Origin of the sequence: Aquimonas sp. (assembly GCF_044377145.1) — a bacterium.
Classification (GTDB): domain Bacteria; phylum Pseudomonadota; class Gammaproteobacteria; order Xanthomonadales; family Xanthomonadaceae; genus Aquimonas.
In genome coordinates, this window is the sequence record NZ_JBILJQ010000018.1 from 24,063 (window position 1) to 42,274 (window position 18,212).

Sequence of the window (18,212 nt, forward strand, 5' to 3'; positions counted from 1 at the left end):
GCTCACTCCACCACCACCCGCGCCAGCGCCGGCTCGGTTTCCCAGGCTTCCTGGCCGGGCTGGTACATGCGGGTGTAGCGCGCCGGTGGGAGCTTGAACTCGCCGCGCTGCGAGAACCGCAGCAGATGGCGGTAGCTGGCGGTGCCGACCAGTACATCGACCGGCAGCGCGTAGGCGAGCTGGCCGGGTTCGTGGCGGGCGCGCTCCAGCGCCGGTGCGGCGACATCGCCGCTGCCGGCGACCAGGTTCAGGCCCCAGGTGGTGCGCTCGACATCGGCACCGGGCGGCAGCGGCACTTCGACCAGGCCGTAGTGCAGGGCGCCGTCCGCAGTGTTGCGCAGTTCGATCTCGTCCAGATACAGCGCACTGCTCTGCAGCGGTGCATCGGCGGCGACCGCCTGCAGGCTGAACTCGAACGCGCTGCTGCCGGGCACCAGCTTCCACAGCCGGCGGCTGATCTGCACCGGCAGCTCGCTGCTGGGGCTGGCGGCGCTGTCGTAGCCAATCCGTGCGCTGAGCACCGTGCCCGGCAGCTGTGCGAAGGCCAGATCGGTCGGCGGCTGCGCGCCGGTCCAGCGCCAGCGCGGCTCAAGTGCCGGGCCATCGACACGCTGCCAGTCGCCCGTCGGGGCCGGTGCTGCGGCGCTGTCGCCGGCGGCGGCGGCCTGCTGCAGCCAGCTCAGGGCCAGCGCACGTTCCAGGGTCGACTGCTCGGGCGCGAGCTGGGCGAACACGGCGGCGATCGCCGCTGGATCCGCCGCGCCGCGGTGCAGACGCAGCGCCTGCGCGAACGGCAATGCGCTCTCGGCCAGCCGACGCTCGGCAGCCTCGGCCAGCTTGGCCAGTTTGGGCGGCGCCTCAAGTTTCAGTTCCGCGGCCAGACGCAGGCCCAGCAGGGTGGCGGCAGCATGCGCCTGGGCCGAATTCGGCGCGGCGAAAACCAGGCTGTCCACGACCTCGATCGTGTCCGGCTGTTCGGGCATCGGCGTTTCCGCCAGCGCGCTGAGCGCGCCTTCCAGCAGGGTCTTCACCGGCAGCTGCATCGCATGCGCGAAGTCGAGGATCAGCATCCGCTTCAGCGGCGCCATGCCGTCGGCCTGCTCGCTGTAGATCTGCAGCACGCGTTCGAAGTGGCCGGGCGGCAGCGCCACGCCGAGCGCGCGGCTGGCGTGGAAGTCGGCGTAGTAGGCATAGGCGGTCAGGAAGGCGTCTTCGCTGCCCTCCGCGCCCCACCAGCTGAAGCGTGCGCTGGGGCCGGCCATCTGCATCAGCCGCAGGCGACCGTTCGCCAACACCAGGCGCAGCCGATCCTGCTGGGCCGGGCTGGCCTGCTGCAGACTGGGCAGGGCCAGCGCCAGCGGCAGCAGGCGGCTGGCGGTCTGCTCGCTGCAGCCCCAGGGGTAGTCGATCAGGTCATCCAGCGCGCTGCGGAACAGGGCCGCGCTGCCGACCGCAAGCCGTAGCTCGATCTCACCGGCATCGGCCGGCAGCGCCAGCGGCGTGCTCGCCGCGTTCGGCTGCAGGCTCAGGCTGGAGCGCGCCCGCCAGGTTTCGGCGAGGGCTTCGAGATCGACGCTGAGCGCGTCGGCGCGCTGATCGTTCTGATACAGCTCGGCCACCAGCTCGCCGCCGCTGGCGGTGTCGAGCGCGTCAATGGCAAGGAAGTTGGCGCCGCGCTGCAGCCGATGCGGCTGGCGCTGCTCGCTGCCCTTCCAGCGGCTGAGCAGCTCGACGTCGACCGCTTCGCTGCCCTGGTTGAACGCCAACAGGCCGAGCTGAGGCGCATCGCCGGCGCGGAACTGGGTCGGTCCGGACCATTTCAGATACAGCGGCTGCTCGCTACGGATGAAGGCGCGGCGCTGGCCGACAAGGCCGTCGTCGGCGACCGCACGTGCGGTGATGCGCCAGCGGGTCAGCGAGTCCGGCATGCGGAAGCTCAGCCGCGCCCGACCCTGGGCATCGGTCTGCAGCAGCGGCGCCCAGGCTGCGGTATCGACTTCTTCGCGACGCGGCCGCTCCAGCACCTTGACCCCGCGCTCGCTGCGGTTGCCGGCCGGCGGCGGGCTGGGTCGGCCCGGCAGGGCGACGTCGTAGCTGATGAAGGACAGGCTGGCCGCGGTCCGCACATTGTTACGCCGCGGATGGAAGAAGAACTCGCCGATGGTCGGTGCGATCTCCGGCTGCAGCGCATAGATCATCTCGTCGACCACCGACACCGTCAGCCGGGTCGGCTGCGGCTTGCCGTCGCGCGTGGTTTCGAACTCCAGCGTCACCGTTTCGCCGGGCCGATACAGCTCGCGCTCGGGGCGGATGGCGACCTCGATCGAAGGCATCGTCACCTTGATGCCGGCGTTCTGGAAGCTGTATTCGCCGGCCTGGGTGTAGAGCACAGAAAAGGTCAGATTGGGCGCGAACTCCGCGGTGACCGGAATGCGCGCGCGGAACTGCGTCTCGTTGAGGCGTTCGAGGCTGAGCCAGTCGGCGCCGGCACTGAGCAGGGCGGTGGCTTCGACCTGATCGCGCTCCAGCGTCAGCAGGGCCTCGGCGACCGGCTGCGGAAACGTCAGCAGGGCTTCGGCGGTGGCGCCGTGCTGGTATTCGGCCTGGTCGAGAACAATCTCGATGCTGCCCGGGCTGGCGCGCACGCCGTCGCCGCTGACCGCGTGACCGGTGCCGCCGAGGATCTGCCCGTGCTGATTGAGCAGGCTGATGTTGTAGGTGCCGGGCTGGGGCAGCCTCAACTCGAAGCTGTCGGCATCCGCGGCCAGCGCGCCCTCGCCGCGGCTGCGGTCTTCCAGTCGGACCCAGGTGTAGCGCTGTGGCGCATCGCCGCGCTGGTCGCCCTCGGCGCTGTAGCGCAGGCGCAGGGTGTCGCCGACCGCACTGAAGCGGCGCTCGGCCTGCAGCCGGTACTGCGCGGCGCCGCGCTCGATCAGGATCTCCTTGCTGCTGCGCACACGGTAGGCGGCGCCGTCGCTGGCGAACACGGTCAGCAGATAGCGGCTGGGCGTGGTCGCTGCCGGCAGCTCGATCCGCGCCTGGCCCTCGGCATCGGTGCGCAGCTCGGTGCTGCTCAGCTCGACCGGAAACTGGCCGAGGTACTGCAGCTCGTTGTCGATCATCGACAGCTGCTGCGCGCGCAGGCCGAGCTGCACATGTGCATCGCGCACCGGCGAGCCGTCCGGGTAGAGCAGGCTGAGCCGGCCCAGCACCGGTTCGCCGGTGCCGTGCTCGGGCTTGTCCAGGTCCAGAACGATCTCGAAATGCGGCTTGATGTACTCGGCGACCCGGAACGCACTGCTGTAGAGCTGCTCGCGGTAGCTGAAGCGCAGCTCGTAGCCGCCGGCGGTGGCGTTGTCGGGCAGCTGGAAGCGACCGGCGGCACCCTCGCTGCCGGTGAAGGCCAGCGGCAGGCTCTGCAGCAGGCTGCCGTTGGCGTCGAGCACATTGAGCTCGATCCGGCCGTCCTGGGCGCGCACCGAATCGCGCGCGCTCTTGAACTCGCGGCCGAGGATTTTCACCTCGACCCAGTCACCCGGCCGGTACAGCGGGCGGTCGGTGAAGGCGTACAGCTTGGTGTCGTAGATTTCGCTGTCGTAGTAGAAATTCTCCGACACGAACACGCCGCCCTCGGCATCCTCGCCCAGCACATAGGAGCGCTCGGGGCTGACGTGGCTGAGCTGCAGCAGGCCACGGCTGTCGGTGCGGCCGCGGCTGAGCAGGCCGACGCCGTCGGTCCACAGCACCTGCGCATCGGGCACGGCGCGGCCTTCGCGTTTGTCGGCGGTCCACACCAGCAGCTCGGAGCCGGCGATCTTGGTGATCGCCACGGTGTCGGCGACGAACACCACCGTGGTGGCGCGGAAGCGGCCGATCATCGCCTCGACCAGATACAGGCCGGGCTTCAGATGACCGAGCGGGATCTCGACATTGCCCTCCTTCTCGCCGATGAAATCGCTGGATGAGCCCGCCAGCTGGGTGTCGACCGCTGGCGCGATGGGTTTGGCTTCCCATAGCGGATAGCGGAACTCGCTGACCAGGGGCAGGCCGGCAATCGGCGCGAACTGCGGCTGCTGCTCGAACCGGGTCGGCGCGCGGATCGCTTCACCCATTTTCAGTTCCGGCAGCTCGGCAGTGACCTCGCGGCGCGCCTCGTAGGCGAAGCTGCGCTGCATCGCGCGGCGCGATTCGCGATACCAGTGGTCCCACAGATAGGCCAGCGCATTGGACAGGCCCTCGCCCTGGTACACGCCATCGAGGCGGATCCGGTGCAGGTTCGGCTGCCGCTGCAGAAACTGCAGCGGTTGCTCGATCCGGTACACGCGCATGTCGACACCGCCGTAGGGCTCCAGCTCGAAGCGGCGGTAGTCGCGGCCCGGTGCTTCCAGCCGCACCCGCGCCGGCTCGTCGCTGCCGAAGCTGCTGTCAGCCAGCAGGAAGAACTGCTCGCCGGCCAGCGGGCGGTAGTCACTCGCCGGAACGGTTTCGTCCATCTGCGCCAGCGCGGCTGCGCCCGGCAGCAGCAGGGCGAACACGGCCAGGGCCGGCGCAAGACGACGCAGCGCGCGCTGCAGACCGTTCATGGGCTGAGCCACCGCAGCCGATAGACGCCCACGAAGTTGGGGTTGCTTGCGTCCGGTATCCACCGTGTGTCCTTCCATTGCATGAGCTGGGGCAGGGTCAGGCTGCGCAGGCCGTTGTCGTCCGCGCTCTGGCTGCCGGTGTGGTAAGCGATGAAGCGGCCGGTCCAGATCATCAGATGCTGGTCGTCGCCCTGGTCGAAGAACAGCAGGTCGCCGGGTGCGGCCTGCTGCAGGTCGCGGCCGACCGCGACGCTGTTGTGCTGGATCAGCTTGATCGCATTGACGTACGGCCCGATCTGTCCGCCGCCCTGCTGCCAGCGCTGGGCCAGCGCTCGCTGTTCGGCGCTGTACTCCATCTCCGGCGGCAGCAGCGCGCTGCTCATGCCCATGCTGCGCAGCCAGGCGGCGTCGTGCGGCTTGAGCGCCTCGTTGGCGGCGAAGCGGACCAGGCCGGCGCAGTCCTGCTGGTGCCAGCGCGGGCTCGGGCCCTGGCGCAGCTGCTCCAGCACGATGCGCACGAACCAGCTGCGGAACACCCGGCTCTGCGCGGCATCGAGACGCACCTCGGCAGCCTCGGTCGGCGCGGCCGAAACACCGTTCGGCAACGCCAGCAGGGCGCCCAGCAGCAGGCCGGTCCAGCGCAGGGCTGGGCCGATGGCGAAGGCTTGATTCACAGCGCGTTCCACTCGACTTCCAGCCAGGTCCAAGGGTCGCGCGCGCTGGCATCGTCCGGCAGCTGCAGGGCCTGCGGCGGATTCGCCGCGGCGGCGCGCAGCTTGGGCAGCAGATGGGTTTGCGCGGCATTGCGGAACACCGCCTCGACCGACTCCGGCAGGCTGCTCAGGGCTTCCTGCTCCAGCAGCAGGCTGAGCTGTTCGGGCGCGAAGTACAGCGGCACCGGGCCGCCGTCCGGCAGCTGTTCGGCCAGCGGCGGGAAGCGTTTGGCCAATGCGGCCTGGGCCTGCTCGACCAGGCGCGCATCCAGCGAGAACAGCAGGTGCCGGCCCTGGCGCGCCAGCGCGATGCGGAAGAAGCGGCCGGATTCGCGCGGCTCGTCGTCGCCGGCGTCCTCTTGCGGGTGCATGCCCCAGGCCGAGCTGACCGCACGCTGCCAGCGCTGGCCTTCGGTGTTGGATTCACTGCGCAGCGGCCAGCGCGCGCCGTCGGCTTCGCGCTCGCGGGTGCCGATCAGGGCGTCGAAGGCGGCGCCAAGCGCGCTGTCGAACTGCGCCGGGTCAGCCGCTGCAGCGGTGCTCGCGGCGGCATCGGCATCGGCAGCCGCAGGCGCCAGCGCGGTGATCAGCAGCGGCGTGTACAGCCGCGACTGCGGATACCAGCACAGCGCTGCCGGGCCTCGCAGCTGCTGTTGCAGATCGTCCGGCAGCGCGGTCAACGGCTGCAGACGTTTGATCAGCAGGCCGAGCGCATCGGTGGAGATCGGCACCGCCGCGCAGGCAGCCGCACCGATCGGCGCGGCCTGCCACAGCGGCGCGAAGTCGAGCGCCGCCGGCTCAATGTTGTTCAGCGCAACAAAGCTGCGCCACTGGCCGTCGCGCAGCTCCACCCGCAGGCCGGACAGCTGCGGCAGCAGGGCGCCGTAGCCCATCGCCAGATAGTCGGCGCTGATCACCAGCCGGTGGCGCGCGAGCAGCGGGTTCAGCGCGAAGCGCGTCGGCAGCGCCTGGGCGTCCTGCTGCAGCGAGGCCCGCAGCAGTTCGAGCCCGCCGTCGGAGCTGCCGCTGACTTCGACCAGGCTGGGCGATGCCAGCACATGCAGGCGGTCGCCGTGGGCGGCGAACAACAGGGCGCGCTGCCAGCCGTAGCGCAGCCGGTAGACCGGCACCACCGCGCCGTCGATCTCGAGATTGCTCAGCTGCGACAGCTGGCGATCGTCCGCCGCCACCGTTGCCAGCGGGCTCAGTAACTGGCCGAGGGCACCGCGCTGGATGTTGAGCAGGGCATGCGCCAGCTTGCCGTCAGGCCCGCGCCACAGCGCGATCTGGGCCGGCTGATCCAGCAGCTCGGCCAAGAGCTGATCCTGCCAGTCGAGCTTGTGTTCGAAGGCCAGCCGACGCAGCGCGCCCGCCACGCCCAGACGGTCGGCATTGCTTTCGTAGTAGAAAACGAAGTCTTCGCTGAGCAGGTCGGCCAACAGCGGTGCGCGCAGCAGATCGCGCGGCAGGCTCGCCAGCGCCTGGCTTTCGATCAGCGCGTCCGGTCGGGCGGGGTCGAAGGCGAGTACCGCCTCGCCGTCCCAGCGGTCGTGGCGATACTCCTGCCAGCTGCGCCAGCCGACCCAGCCGGCCGCAGCCAGCGGCAACAGCAGCAGCGCGGTCAGGAGTCGGCGACGGCCGCTGGGCGCGGACGCGGCAGGGGCAGGTGCGGCGGGGGCAGGTGCAGCGGGCGTGGCGGTCATGCGAGGCCTGTGGCGAAGAGTGCGATAGGGCCGGAGCCGGCCGGTGCGTCAGTAGTCGAACGACTTGATCAGCTGCAGATCGCCGATCGCGCGCAGCGGCACCAGGAAGGTCTCGCGGCGCTCGTTGACGGTGTTCTCGTTGAACACCAGGCTGATCTGGGTGGTGATCATGTCGCGATCGTTGCTGCCTTCATCGAAGTTGTAGCCACCCGCGCCGAGGTTGCCCCAGTAGTTGATGTAGACCGCATAGGTGCCGCGCAGCGGCGCGGTCATGGTGAACACCTCGGGGCCCGGGCCATCGACGCTGTCGACATCCAGCCCGCCGCCATTGCTCATCACCGGATCAGCCCAATAGGCGTGCTGGCCATCGGGCGTGAGTACGTGCAGATCGACCTCGGCGCCGGGATCGTCCCAGCCCAGCACGATGCGGATGCGCGCCGGGGTCTTCAGCGCATTGGCCTCGTAGAACTGTGCTCGCCTCAGCACCTCGCCTTCGGCGCTCATCACCGCCACGCTGTTGGAGCCGGCGCCGAACGCGTACGGCCGCGCGAAGCGCCCTTCGGCGTCGGTATACAGCGGCAGCGGATTGCCATTGACCGCCAAGGTCTGCGCGCGGCGGGTGGCGTCGATGCCGCGCAGGCGACCTTCGATCAGGCTGCGCCCGCGCTGGCCGCCGCGATCGATTGGCGGGGTCGGATAGGCGACTCGCACTTCATCCGGCGTGCCGAGCAGGCCGTGATAGCGCCAGCCGCCGGTGGGGCCGGACAGCTCGGCGGATGCGGGTTCGGTGACGGCCGCCGGTTCGGGCGCGGCTGGCGCGGGCTGCGCCGTGGCGGGCAGAGCTGCCGACAGCAGCAGGCCGCACAGTGACCTGCACATCGACCCGGATGCATCTGACATCGTGGCTCCCCCCGCCAAGAACAGTTGGACCCGCCCACCGCGCGGATCACCCAAGGCTGCGCCCGCATTCGGGCTGGCCAGGTGACGAATTGTGGCTGAACGCGGGCGCTGCTGCGCGCTGTAAACCGAGGTGGGCGGTGTGCGGCAGGCGGGCCATTGCGGCGGGTCGCTCAAATTGATCGGCGATGCTTGAGATAAACCACCTTAATTCGCCACGATGGTGCGGAATACTTCGGTGAAGTGCGATGGAAAATCACGCAGGATCACGTTGATGTCATCCGGATGCCGTCTGATCAGCTTACGGGCGCCATCTCTAGTTTCAGCAGATTCCCAGATCATCCCCTCCGATAGGGCCTGTGCAATCACGCGCTCCGAAAATCCCGCCTCGTAGTACGAGATGCAATCTAGACTAGGAAGCCCGTACTTCAACCTCTTCTGTAGCAGGTCAAGGTGGCCCGCGATCGACTCCCCTAACTCTTCAGTTGCTCGCGCTACGAACGACTCTTTAACCGAAGCAAGCAGCAACGCAAATTCAAAGCCAAAAGTCTGCTCGCAAAGGGCAACAACCAAATCCAAATCGAACGCTCTCCTGGACTTCCCATGCGAATATGTGGCTTCAAGTATGCTTAGATCTTGCAGAAGAGCTGCGAAGGATCGGCCTGCCAGCCATCCTTTGGCTAACGCGTTGAGTGCGCCCTCGGGCACAGTATCAAAGAGCCGCTTCTCAGAGGATAATTTAGTCAAGAGGGGCCACAGGAGTTCGAACAAGTCATCAGTCGATTGCGATGCCCCGATCACACTCTCGTTCTCAATCACCCACGCTTCAACTTTCAGGGCATGATCGATCCCCAAGAGGGTGCGCCCGAAGCGGTGTTGGTCGTCGACATTGGGAACACGCACATCGATGCGCCGCGCCACGGATTCAAACATATCTGTCAACAGCGCTTCTTGTTCTGGGGTCGCAAGAGAAAACGCCAAGGTTTCGCTTGCCAGTTCCCTCGCGTTTGCAACGAAAGTCTCGGTATCCACATCGCTGCGATAGGTCATCAAAAAACTCTCAACTGCCTCGATGATCTTTTTCTTAGCCCTGAGCTGCTCCCGCAACGACTCAACCGAGAACTTCTTACTTTGCAGTTCGGCGGAGATGTTCCCGATAGCCTCATACAGCCCCTCCCAATCATCAACGATCATGGCTGCCAACTCGACGGGGCTTGGCCTGCCCAAAGCTCGTGTTCCCGTCTCGTTCTTCATCGGATCGAAAATCGAGAGCAACGTGCTCCGAGTTGGCTCGGCGCTGTCAGGGTGGATCAAATTAACGGCATTATCCCAGCGACGCGATTCGGTGACTCGCTCGTCGTACAGTCGGTGGCCGGTGAAGATCACCGTCCCTTCACCATACATCCCCGCACGTCCAGCCCGGTCCATCAAGTTATGAAAATCCCGCGCCTTAATCAACTCCCGCCCCTGCATGGCGCTCGTCACAAGCAGATATCGGATAGGGAGGTTGACGCCCTGCGCAAGGGTTGAGGTGCAGCCGATTAATCGAATAAGCCGCTGTCGCATCGCATACTCGATTGCAATCCTAATCCCTTGCGGCGTGTTGCCATGGTGGGCAAAAATGCCAAGAGCAGCGCCCTTCGTCAAGTAAGCGTCGGCACCAAAGTTCCTTGAGAAGAGGTTTACGAAGCGGCGAATCTCTTCAGGGTCGCTGTGCGTTGATGGCGGCTCTAGCGAGATTCCGCGCCGAAATGTCTGCTCGACTGCATCTCTGACGATTTTAGACGCGGAGGCCTTTCGGCCCGCATAAATCGCGACACCGCCGTTCTCCAGAAGGCGCAAGCCAAGGTAAAGTGCGATGGAGCCACTCTCCTTCGTGGGGAAGTATCGGTCCGACTTTTCTCTTGGAAGACGCGGCTGCAGTTCGGGCACGATGACCCGTGGAACGAAAAAGTCCTGCTCACTGTCGAACGCGACATTGAATTGAAGCTGGCCATCCCTCCCCAGAGGGAGGCTTGCAAACGCGACGAGTCGCCTAGCTTGCAAGGACTTGTCGGAAACCACCCTTGACCCGTCCTTGAGAAGCCACGTGGCAACGGCCGCCGCGTTCTGGATGACCGCAGAGATCAGCACGCTCTGGGCCGAGTCGGGCAAAAGCCTCTTGATCGAGGTAAGTAGCAGCTCATAAATCACGCCGCGCGTGCCGGTGTCGAATTGGTGCCCCTCATCATAGACCACCAAGCCGGCCTTCTGAACGATTTCGGGTTCCTGTCGCAGGATGTACAGGAGCTTCTCCGGGGTCAACACAACAACCTGGGGCGGCGACTCGATCGACACGTCGAAGATATCGAACTCAATGTCCGGCTGCAGCGCGTCGCTCGGTTGGTTGACGTTGTAGCCGTCGTCTCTGAATGTTCTTTCAAGATCGCTGGCGATCTCTTGGCACAGAGCACGGAACGGTGCAATGACCAACGCCAATTTGGTTCGCGCCGAAAGGAACGCCGACCGGATGATGAGTTCAGTTGCCCTCGACTTCCCGGCGCTCGTAGGCATCTGAACGACACCCGATCTGCCCTTGTATAGGCCAGCGTCACCAACCATTCGTTGGGATGGCCACATCTCTTTGATTGACGCGGGTCGAGATAAGTAAGGTTGCCAGCTATTTTCACTCAGCTCACTGTAGTGCGGCAGCAAGGTCCAAGCAGAGTTTGCAATGCGTGTCGCGCTTACAGCGCCGAGCAAATCAGCCATCAGCAGTTCGTGCGCTGAAGCATTCGCATATGCCCAACTGCGCAACTTGCTGATCGCGACGGTAGCTCTGTCGCTCCCGTCACCGGACTTGAAGTGTTCGCCGAGCGCACCAAGAATGGCTGTCGCATAGCTGAAATCAACGACATTGTCTGTCTGACTCCATGGCTTGTCCATGGCGGCCCTTGCAGCGAGAGCCAGTGGGTCGCCTTGAGGGTTTTCGAGTTGAGCCAGCTTGGCTATCTGCACTGCGGCATTCCCGGGCACATCGCCGAGGTAGAAGCCCGCTGCAGCCAACAAGCGCAGGTTGAAGGAGAGATCTTGGTTGAGCAGCGAATCATCAAACGCCTGAAGAACCTGGGCCGAAAAGATGACTTCGTCGCGCGGCGTCTGCACATCGCCCGCCATGCCAATGGCCTTCGCCACTGCTTCAGACGCAAAGTCACCCACGGTTCCGACGGCCAAGGGAAACTGCATCTCCAGATCCAGTCCTTCAGGAAGCGCAATGTGATCGTCTTCCGGTACACCGTACTCGTACATCTTGCCCTTCGAGAGCGTGATCGCCGCTGCGAGACGAGCGCGTCGTTCAGGCTTCATTGGCAGCCCTTTCATAGAGCGCATGGACAAACCCCATAAGCGCTTCGGAATGCAGCACCACGAGCATGAGATTATCGACGTTCTCATGCTCCGCGCAGTCGGTTTTGGGTATTTGCCCGGGGTCGTAAACGCTGGAGCAAAAGATGGCTGCGGCTCCAGACATTCTAACGTAGGGCACCTCAAGTCCATCTTGGAACCGTTCCACGCGATCCGCGCCTTCATCGTCTGTTCGCGCAATTAGGCGACGTTTCATCGCATTGAGCGACTCTGATATCCGATATACGTCCTTGGCTGAGTCGTTGACTGCGTCCTGTAATCTTGTATTCGCTTTTTTGCCACTGAGCTGTGCTTTGGACTCAAAGGAGATCAGGATATCTTTTCTGGACGGCTTGGAAGGACCAACGCCACCGAATTTGAACCCGAGCACATCGGTGCCCTTCGGCGACTCGTTTCGTACGAGCTTGTCGCCGTAGCGGGTGCGCGGTGCCCAAAATCCCAGTTGGCTTTCAAGAAGGTCAGCGATCAAAATTTCTGCGAAGTCACCCGACCGCGTAGCGGGCCCAAAGTCCTCTGTTTTATGCGGGAAAACCAAATCCGTCAAATATTGCGATCGTGACTTACTCGTCCCTTTCCTCAGGCGATCAATCTGGTCGTCGAGGCAGTAGTGTTGGCGAAAATGCTTTGCCCACATCGTTAGCGCCGGGCCGTCAGTGTGGTCGATGCTGAGTTCATACACAGCAACTGAAATACCATCTGCTGTCTGGACTTTCGCTCCTGTCTTCTTTAGCCAAGCGGTGTGTGGCATCGCTGTTGTCATCTTGAGTCTACCTTTTTTCGCCAACTGGCAATAGCGAGAACTGCAACACTATTGAGCGAAAGCCGCGCGTTTTCTTGATCGTCCGTATTGTCGGAAAGGAGTTTTTCGGCGCCACCTAGGGGCTATCCTGAAAACGCAATATGTCGGAAAACTGCGTGCCAGTGTGGTGAAATCTATCATGGAGTATTACAGAGATGGATCGGTGCGCGGCGCGACGTTTGGTCCAAGCGGAGGAGAGGTTGGTGGCTTCGGCCAATTTTCACCGACGGGTTTGCACGCCAGAATCCAGAGGCGACTCGGCTTGCGACACCGCCGAAGGCGCTAGATCGGCTCCTGTCGAACTCTGCGCCACAGCTGAGGTTTCCCGACGGCGCCCTCTGGCACTCGATAGAAACGACCTGCTCGTTTTGCGGGCCTGGATCCGTTTTTCCGTTCCAACTCTGTCCTGATACACCCACAGGTGTCACCGGTGGCGGCACGCATGTTATCGAATCTGTCGACAACGGACTCTGAGTAGACACAGCCACTCGAATGATGGCCGTAGCGGGTCAAGAAGACATCCGGCGCCCACGTGTGAATGCGCGGTCTGAAGTGCTCCCACCTCACGCTAATGTGTTGGCCGAATTAAGAAGCTTCAGCGCGCGCGGGGGAGTGCGTCGCCGCAGGCAGACGCAGCTCCACCCGCAGCCCGCGGCCGTCGCGGCCGGCGCCCAGCTGCAGACGGCCGCCAGAAAGATCAGTGATGCGGGCGACGATGGCGAGGCCGAGGCCGCTGCCTTCGGCGCGGCTGCCGGGCACCCGATAGAAGCTGTCGAGTACGCGCGCGCGTTCGGCCGGTTCGATGCCGGGGCCCTGGTCCTCGACCGCCAGCAGCACCTCGCTGCCTTCGGCCTGCAGCTCGATGCGCAGCTGCGCAGGCGTGCCGCCATGGCGGACCGCGTTGTCGACCAGGTTGCGCAGCAGGATGCCGAGCTGGGCGGTATCGGCATTGACGCGCAGATCGGGCGCAGCCACCAGTTCGACTGCGTCCTCGGCGAGCAGGCCGCTGTCGACCCACTCGGCCAGCAGCTGCTGCAGCAGGCGATCGAGATCGACCGGCTCAAGCGCGGGCGGCGGCGCGGCGGCGCCGAGCCGGCTCAGGGTCAGCAACTGTTCGACCGCGCGCTGCAGCCGGCCGAGCCCGCGCTCCGCCTGCGCCAGCGCGCGGCGGCGTGAGGCCTCGTCCTCGGCCGCGGCCAGGTTCGACAAATGCAGACGCAGGCCGGCGATCGGCGTGCGCAGCTCGTGCGCCGCCTCGTCGATGAAGCGGCGTTCGCGGCGCAGGGTTTCGTCGACGCGGCCGAGCAGGCCGTTGATCGCATCGACCAGGCCGTGGATCTCGGCCGGCACCCGATCGCGCTCGATCGGCGCCAGCGCATCACCGGCCTGCGCCGACACCGCACGGGCGATCCGTCGCAGTGAACGGCTGCCGGCGCGCACCACCAGCCAGATCAGCAGGGCCAGCAAGGGCAACTCCAGCAGCAGCGGCCACAGCATGCCGCGGGCGATCCGGCTGGCGATGTGGTGGCGCAATGCGATCGGTTCGGCGGCGAAATAGCGCAGGCCGTCGGCGGCATGCAGGCAGAAGGTCCGCCACTCCGCGCCGTCGATCAGCACCGCGCCGAAGCCCTCGCCGACCGCATCTGACGACAGCACGGGGGCGTTCTTCGAGCGCAGCAGCAGGGAATCTTCGCGCCAGACCAGGAACACCAGCTGGCGCTCGTAGGCGTGGCCGCGCGCACCGGCCGGCGCCGCGCCCAGTTCGCGCATCTCGCCGTCCCAGACCGGCACGCTGCGCGCTGCGGCGCTGGCATCGGGCGTGGCCGGCAGCAGGCCGCCGACCAGCACCTGCAGGCTGCGCGCGGAATGCGCCAGCTGCGCATCGAGCAACTCGTCGGCTTCGGTGCGGGCCGCCTGCCAGCTTGCCCAGGCGCTGAGCGCGCCGGTGGCCAGGGTGACCAGCAGCAGGCCGATCAGCAGGGGTCGCGACAGGCTTCTCATGGCGCGGCCTGCAGCCGATAGCCGACTCCGCGCACGGTGCCGATCCGCTCCGCACCCAGCTTGCGGCGCAGATGGTGGATGTGGACATCGAGCATGTTGCTGCTGACGTCGTCATCCCAGCCGTACAGCCGCTGCTGCAGCAGATCGCGCGAGACCACCCTGCCCGCGGCCTCGACCAGGCTCAGCAGCAGGGCGAACTCGCGCCGCGGCAGCTCCACCAGCTGCCCGTCCAGATGCGCCTCGAAGCGGACCGGGTCGAGCTCGATGCCGGCGAAGCCCAGCTGCATCCGCGGCGAGTGCTCGCGCCGACGCAGCAGGGCGCGCAGCCGCGCCAGCAGTTCGGCCGGGTCGAACGGCTTGCCGAGGAAATCATCGGCGCCGGCATCCAGTGCCTCGACCCGATCGCGGACTTCATCGCGTGCGGTCAGGACCAGCACCGGCACGGCGACGCCGGCAGCGCGCGCCTCGCGCAGCACGCGCAGGCCGTCCAGCCGCGGCAGGCCGAGATCGAGCACGGCCAGGTCGAAGCCACCGTCGCGCAGAGCGGCCAGCGCGCTGATGCCGTCCTGCAGCCAGTCGACGGTGTAGCCGGCGCGACGCAGGGCCTCCTGGAGTCCTTCGCCGAGCAGGGCGTCGTCTTCGATCAGCAGCAGGCGCATGGGCGCTCCGACGGTGGCAGGGCGATGAGTCTACGGCCTTCGAAATGGTCCGCAGCACGCATGCAATTGTGTAGCCCCGGCCGCAGCGGCTAAGGTCCGCGGCCATGTCGCGTCCTTCCGCCCGCTTGCCCGCATCCCTACGCCTGCTCTGGCTGGCGCTGGCGTTGCTGGTGTTGGTGCTGCAGCCGGCGCTGTCGATGGCGGCACAGGCGCACGAGACCCTGCACTGGCTGCAGGGCAGCGGTCTGAGCGACCCGGCGCATCACCCGCACGGCGGCCACGGCGCTACGCATGGCCATGCGGCGACGCCGGCGCTGAGCGTTGCAGGTCCCTCAGAGATTCAGCCCGCAGACGTGCACGACACGGCACCCGAACTCGCGGCCGAAGCCGTCCCCGGTGCTGAATCCGAATCCGAATCCGCCTTCAGCCGCCTGCTGCACGCCAGCCCCTGCTGCGTGCACTCGGCCACCGTGCCCAGCATCGAGCTGCTGCCGCTGAGCCTCGCGCCAGTCGCGCAGCCGCTCGCCGAAGGTGCGCGGCTGCGCGCCGACACCGCCCTGCCGCGCGCACTGCGTCCGCCGATCACCGGATAGGTGCTGCAGCCCCGGCGCTGAGAGCATGTGAAAAAACCATCCGCCTACTGCGGCCGCCGCCGGACGCCCGTGGCGGCAGCGCGCTACGCGAATTCTGCGGTCATTTGGCCCGCCAAACTCCCTTGAATTCACCTACCGCGCTTTGCCACGAACGCCCAGCGACGCCCTCGCTACGGCGTCTGGATTTTTCGCACGCTCTGAGCCGGTCTTTCCCTTTCCGGAGCCTTCCCATGAACCTGCTGCGCGCGGCGCTCGCCGCTGCGGCCCTTGTGCTGGGCGCGCATGCGCCGATCACTTCGGCTGCGCCCCTGTCCTTGAACGACGCGTTCGCACGCGTCATCGACCACCACCCCGAGCTGCAGCGGCTGCAGTTCGCACTTGATACGCAAGCGGCCGAGGCCGAACGCGCGGCGCAGAGGCCCGCGCTGCGCCTCGGCGCCAGCGTTGAGAACGCGCTCGGCAGCGGTGCGGCCCATGGCCTCGACGGCGCGGAGTTGAGCCTGTCGCTGGCGTCATTGTTCGAGCGCGGCGGCAAACGCGCGGCGCGCATTGAGTTCGTCGAGCTGCAGCGCAGCGGCATCGATTGGCAGCGGCAGGCGCTGCAGCTCGACCTGCTGGCCGAGGTGGTGCGGCGCTACCTCGATGCAGTCGCCGCGAGCGAGCAGCAGGCCTTGGCGCAGGAAGATCTACGCCAGCGCGAGGCGGTGGAGAAGGCGATCGAACAGCGCGTGCGCGCCGGCAGCACCCCGCAGTCGGCGCAGCGGGTGGCCGAGGCCGCACGCATTCGCGCCGAAGGCGCGGTCGCCGCGGCGATACGTCAGCAGCAGCGCGCGCTGCGCAGCTTGAGCGCGCTGTGGGGCGCCGCGCTGGAGCCGATCGAGCTGGCCACACGTGACCTGTCCGTGCTGCCGCCGGTGCCGGACCTCGCCAGCCTGCAGACCCTGCTGCAGCGCAGCCCGGCGCTGCGCCGTTTCGCCGACGAGGCGCGCCTGCGCGAGGCGCGCCTGCAGCTGGCGCGCAGCAGTGGCGTGGCCGACGTGGAATGGCAGTTCGGCCTGCGCCGGCTGCAGGCCGAGCGCGACTGGGGCCTGATCGGCAGCGTCAGCATCCCGTTCGGCAGCGCCGGCCGCGCGGCGCCATCAATCCGCGGCGCCGAATCCGAGCTGGCAGCGCTGGCGCTCGAACGCGAGACCACCGCGCGCGGGCTGGAATCGACCCTGGTCGAGGTCTGGAGCGCGCTCGATGCCGCGGTGGACGCCGCCGATCGGATCGAACGCGACCTGCTGCCCGCGCTGGCCCAGGCCGAACAGGCGGTCGAGCGCGCCTATCGCGCCGGTGCGGTCGGTCATCTCGACTGGCTGCAGATCCAGGCAGAACAGCTCGACGCGCGGCAGCAGCGCTTGCAGCAGCGTCTGGCCGCCCACCGTGCCCTGATCGAACTGCAGCGGCTGACCGGTGAGGCCTTGCTGGATCCAGCGCTGGCGCTCGCGACGACCGAAGTGGAGACCACCCCATGAGCACACTCGATCTCGTCCGTCGCAGCCTGTTGATGACGGCCCTGCTGACCCTCGGCGCCTGCGGCGGCGACCACCCGGCCGATGCGCCGGCTGCTGCGCACGGCGACCACGCTGAGCATGCCGAACACGATGAAATCGAGGGCAATGCCCATGCCCACGACGATGACGATGACCACGGCGACAGCCACGACCACGCCGAGCCCGCCACCGGGCAAGGGCCGCACGGCGGTCGCCTGCTGCGCGACGGCGCGCTCAGCGTCGAGCTGCTGATCTTCGAGCGCGGCGTCGCGCCGGAGTTTCGCGCCTGGCTGTACCGCGACGGCGAGCCGCTGGCGCCGGCTGCGGGCCAGCTGCAGGTCACCCTGAGCCGGCTCGGCGGCGCGGTCGATGTGCACACGTTTGTTGTGCAGGCTGACTATCTGCGCAGCGGCCTGGAGGTGTACGAGCCGCACTCGTTTGACGTGCAGGTGCAGGCCGATTTCGGCGCGGGTGCACGCGCGCAGTGGCAGTACGCAAGCCACGAGGGTCGCACCCGCATCGATGCGGCAGTCGCCGACCAGGCCGGCATCCGGGTCGCTGCCGCCGGCCCGGGCCTGATCCGCGACCAGCGCGAAGTACAGGGACTACTGACCGTGATCGAGGGCCGTCATGCGCGGGTGTCGGCGCGCTTTGCCGGGCCGATCCGCAGCGTCGAGGTCGGGGTGGGCGATCGCGTCAGCGCCGGCCAGCGTCTTGCTACGGTCGAGAGCAATGTCAGCCTGTCGAACTATCCGCTCACCGCGCCCTTGGCCGGCACCGTGCTGATGCGCAGCGCCAGCGTCGGCGAGATCGCCGCCGAGGCACCGCTGTTCGAGATCGCCGATCTGTCAGTGCTGTGGGTCGACCTGCATCTGTTCGGCGCCGATGCCCAGCGCATCCGGCCGGGGCTGTCGGTGCGCGTCTCACGGCTGGCCGATGGGGTCGAGATCGAGACCACGCTGGAGCGGGTGCTGCCGCTGACCGCTACCGCCAGCCAGAGCACGGTGGCGCGCGCTCGCATAGAGAACCCGGATGGCCAGTGGCGGCCGGGCTCGGCGGTGCGGGCGCAGGTGACGGTGGAGGAGACCGAAGTCGCGCTGCGAGTGCCGCTGTCTGCCCTGCAGCGCTTTCGCGATTTCGATGTGGTGTTCATCCGCGTCGGCGACGAATACGAGATCCGCCCGCTCGAACTCGGCCGCCGCGACGGCCAGCAGGTCGAGGTGCTGGCCGGATTGAACCCGGGCGATGCGGTGGTGATCGAGCAGAGCTATCTGGTCAAGGCCGATATCGAAAAGTCGGGAGCCTCACATGACCACTGACGCCTGCC

At 66.8% G+C, this 18,212-nt stretch carries 11 protein-coding genes; 3 read left to right on the top strand and 8 right to left on the bottom strand.

The features are described from left to right. Window positions 1–2: 2 nt before the first annotated feature. The 8 genes from ACIQ7H_RS07890 to ACIQ7H_RS07925 form a co-directional block, all read right to left on the bottom strand. Window positions 3–4,583, bottom strand: a complete 4,581-nt coding sequence (locus ACIQ7H_RS07890; protein WP_395790126.1) for an alpha-2-macroglobulin family protein — start codon at window positions 4,581–4,583, stop codon at window positions 3–5. Next, window positions 4,580–5,257, bottom strand: coding sequence for a DUF1175 domain-containing protein (locus ACIQ7H_RS07895; protein ID WP_395790128.1), 678 nt, complete (start codon window positions 5,255–5,257; stop codon window positions 4,580–4,582). Before ACIQ7H_RS07895 ends, ACIQ7H_RS07890 begins: the two co-directional genes overlap by 4 nt. Further along, window positions 5,254–6,999, bottom strand: coding sequence for a DUF2138 family protein (locus ACIQ7H_RS07900; protein WP_395790130.1), 1,746 nt, complete (start codon window positions 6,997–6,999; stop codon window positions 5,254–5,256). The genes ACIQ7H_RS07895 and ACIQ7H_RS07900 overlap by 4 nt, the downstream gene beginning before the upstream one ends. Window positions 7,000–7,047: 48 nt before the next feature. Beyond that, entirely contained in the window at window positions 7,048–7,899 is an 852-nt protein-coding gene (locus ACIQ7H_RS07905; RefSeq protein WP_395790132.1) for a YfaP family protein, read from the bottom strand. 204 nt (window positions 7,900–8,103) lie between these two features. Then, entirely contained in the window at window positions 8,104–11,241 is a 3,138-nt protein-coding gene (locus tag ACIQ7H_RS07910) for a DEAD/DEAH box helicase (protein WP_395790134.1), read from the bottom strand. Continuing rightward, window positions 11,231–12,058, bottom strand: coding sequence for a Hachiman antiphage defense system protein HamA (locus ACIQ7H_RS07915; protein WP_395790136.1), 828 nt, complete (start codon window positions 12,056–12,058; stop codon window positions 11,231–11,233). The genes ACIQ7H_RS07910 and ACIQ7H_RS07915 overlap by 11 nt, the downstream gene beginning before the upstream one ends. A 624-nt stretch (window positions 12,059–12,682) precedes the next feature. Then, window positions 12,683–14,098, bottom strand: a complete 1,416-nt coding sequence (locus ACIQ7H_RS07920) for an ATP-binding protein (protein ID WP_395790138.1) — start codon at window positions 14,096–14,098, stop codon at window positions 12,683–12,685. Further along, window positions 14,095–14,757: a response regulator gene (locus ACIQ7H_RS07925; RefSeq protein ID WP_395790140.1), complete on the bottom strand. Its 663-nt coding sequence runs from the start codon at window positions 14,755–14,757 to the stop codon at window positions 14,095–14,097. Before ACIQ7H_RS07925 ends, ACIQ7H_RS07920 begins: the two co-directional genes overlap by 4 nt. A gap of 104 nt (window positions 14,758–14,861) precedes the next feature. Between ACIQ7H_RS07925 and ACIQ7H_RS07930 the strand changes: the two genes are divergently transcribed. From ACIQ7H_RS07930 to ACIQ7H_RS07940, 3 genes are all read left to right on the top strand, one after another. Further along, a complete protein-coding gene (locus tag ACIQ7H_RS07930; RefSeq protein ID WP_395790142.1) occupies window positions 14,862–15,350 on the top strand; it encodes a hypothetical protein in 489 nt (162 codons plus the stop codon). 230 nt (window positions 15,351–15,580) lie between these two features. Continuing rightward, a complete protein-coding gene (locus ACIQ7H_RS07935; RefSeq protein ID WP_395790144.1) occupies window positions 15,581–16,867 on the top strand; it encodes a TolC family protein in 1,287 nt (428 codons plus the stop codon). After that, complete coding sequence (locus ACIQ7H_RS07940) at window positions 16,864–18,204, top strand: efflux RND transporter periplasmic adaptor subunit (RefSeq protein ID WP_395790146.1); 1,341 nt, start codon at window positions 16,864–16,866, stop codon at window positions 18,202–18,204. The genes ACIQ7H_RS07935 and ACIQ7H_RS07940 overlap by 4 nt, the downstream gene beginning before the upstream one ends. Window positions 18,205–18,212: the final 8 nt, after the last annotated feature.

Coding starts and splice junctions, on each gene's coding strand:
- ACIQ7H_RS07890 (WP_395790126.1), bottom strand. CDS start 4,583: ATGAACGGTCTGCAGCGCGCGCTGCGTCGTCTTGCGCCGGCCCTGGCC.
- ACIQ7H_RS07900 (WP_395790130.1), bottom strand. CDS start 6,999: ATGACCGCCACGCCCGCTGCACCTGCCCCCGCCGCACCTGCCCCTGCC.
- ACIQ7H_RS07905 (WP_395790132.1), bottom strand. CDS start 7,899: ATGTCAGATGCATCCGGGTCGATGTGCAGGTCACTGTGCGGCCTGCTG.
- ACIQ7H_RS07910 (WP_395790134.1), bottom strand. CDS start 11,241: ATGAAGCCTGAACGACGCGCTCGTCTCGCAGCGGCGATCACGCTCTCG.
- ACIQ7H_RS07915 (WP_395790136.1), bottom strand. CDS start 12,058: ATGACAACAGCGATGCCACACACCGCTTGGCTAAAGAAGACAGGAGCG.
- ACIQ7H_RS07920 (WP_395790138.1), bottom strand. CDS start 14,098: ATGAGAAGCCTGTCGCGACCCCTGCTGATCGGCCTGCTGCTGGTCACC.
- ACIQ7H_RS07925 (WP_395790140.1), bottom strand. CDS start 14,757: ATGCGCCTGCTGCTGATCGAAGACGACGCCCTGCTCGGCGAAGGACTC.
- ACIQ7H_RS07930 (WP_395790142.1), top strand. CDS start 14,862: ATGTCGCGTCCTTCCGCCCGCTTGCCCGCATCCCTACGCCTGCTCTGG.
- ACIQ7H_RS07935 (WP_395790144.1), top strand. CDS start 15,581: ATGAACCTGCTGCGCGCGGCGCTCGCCGCTGCGGCCCTTGTGCTGGGC.
- ACIQ7H_RS07940 (WP_395790146.1), top strand. CDS start 16,864: ATGAGCACACTCGATCTCGTCCGTCGCAGCCTGTTGATGACGGCCCTG.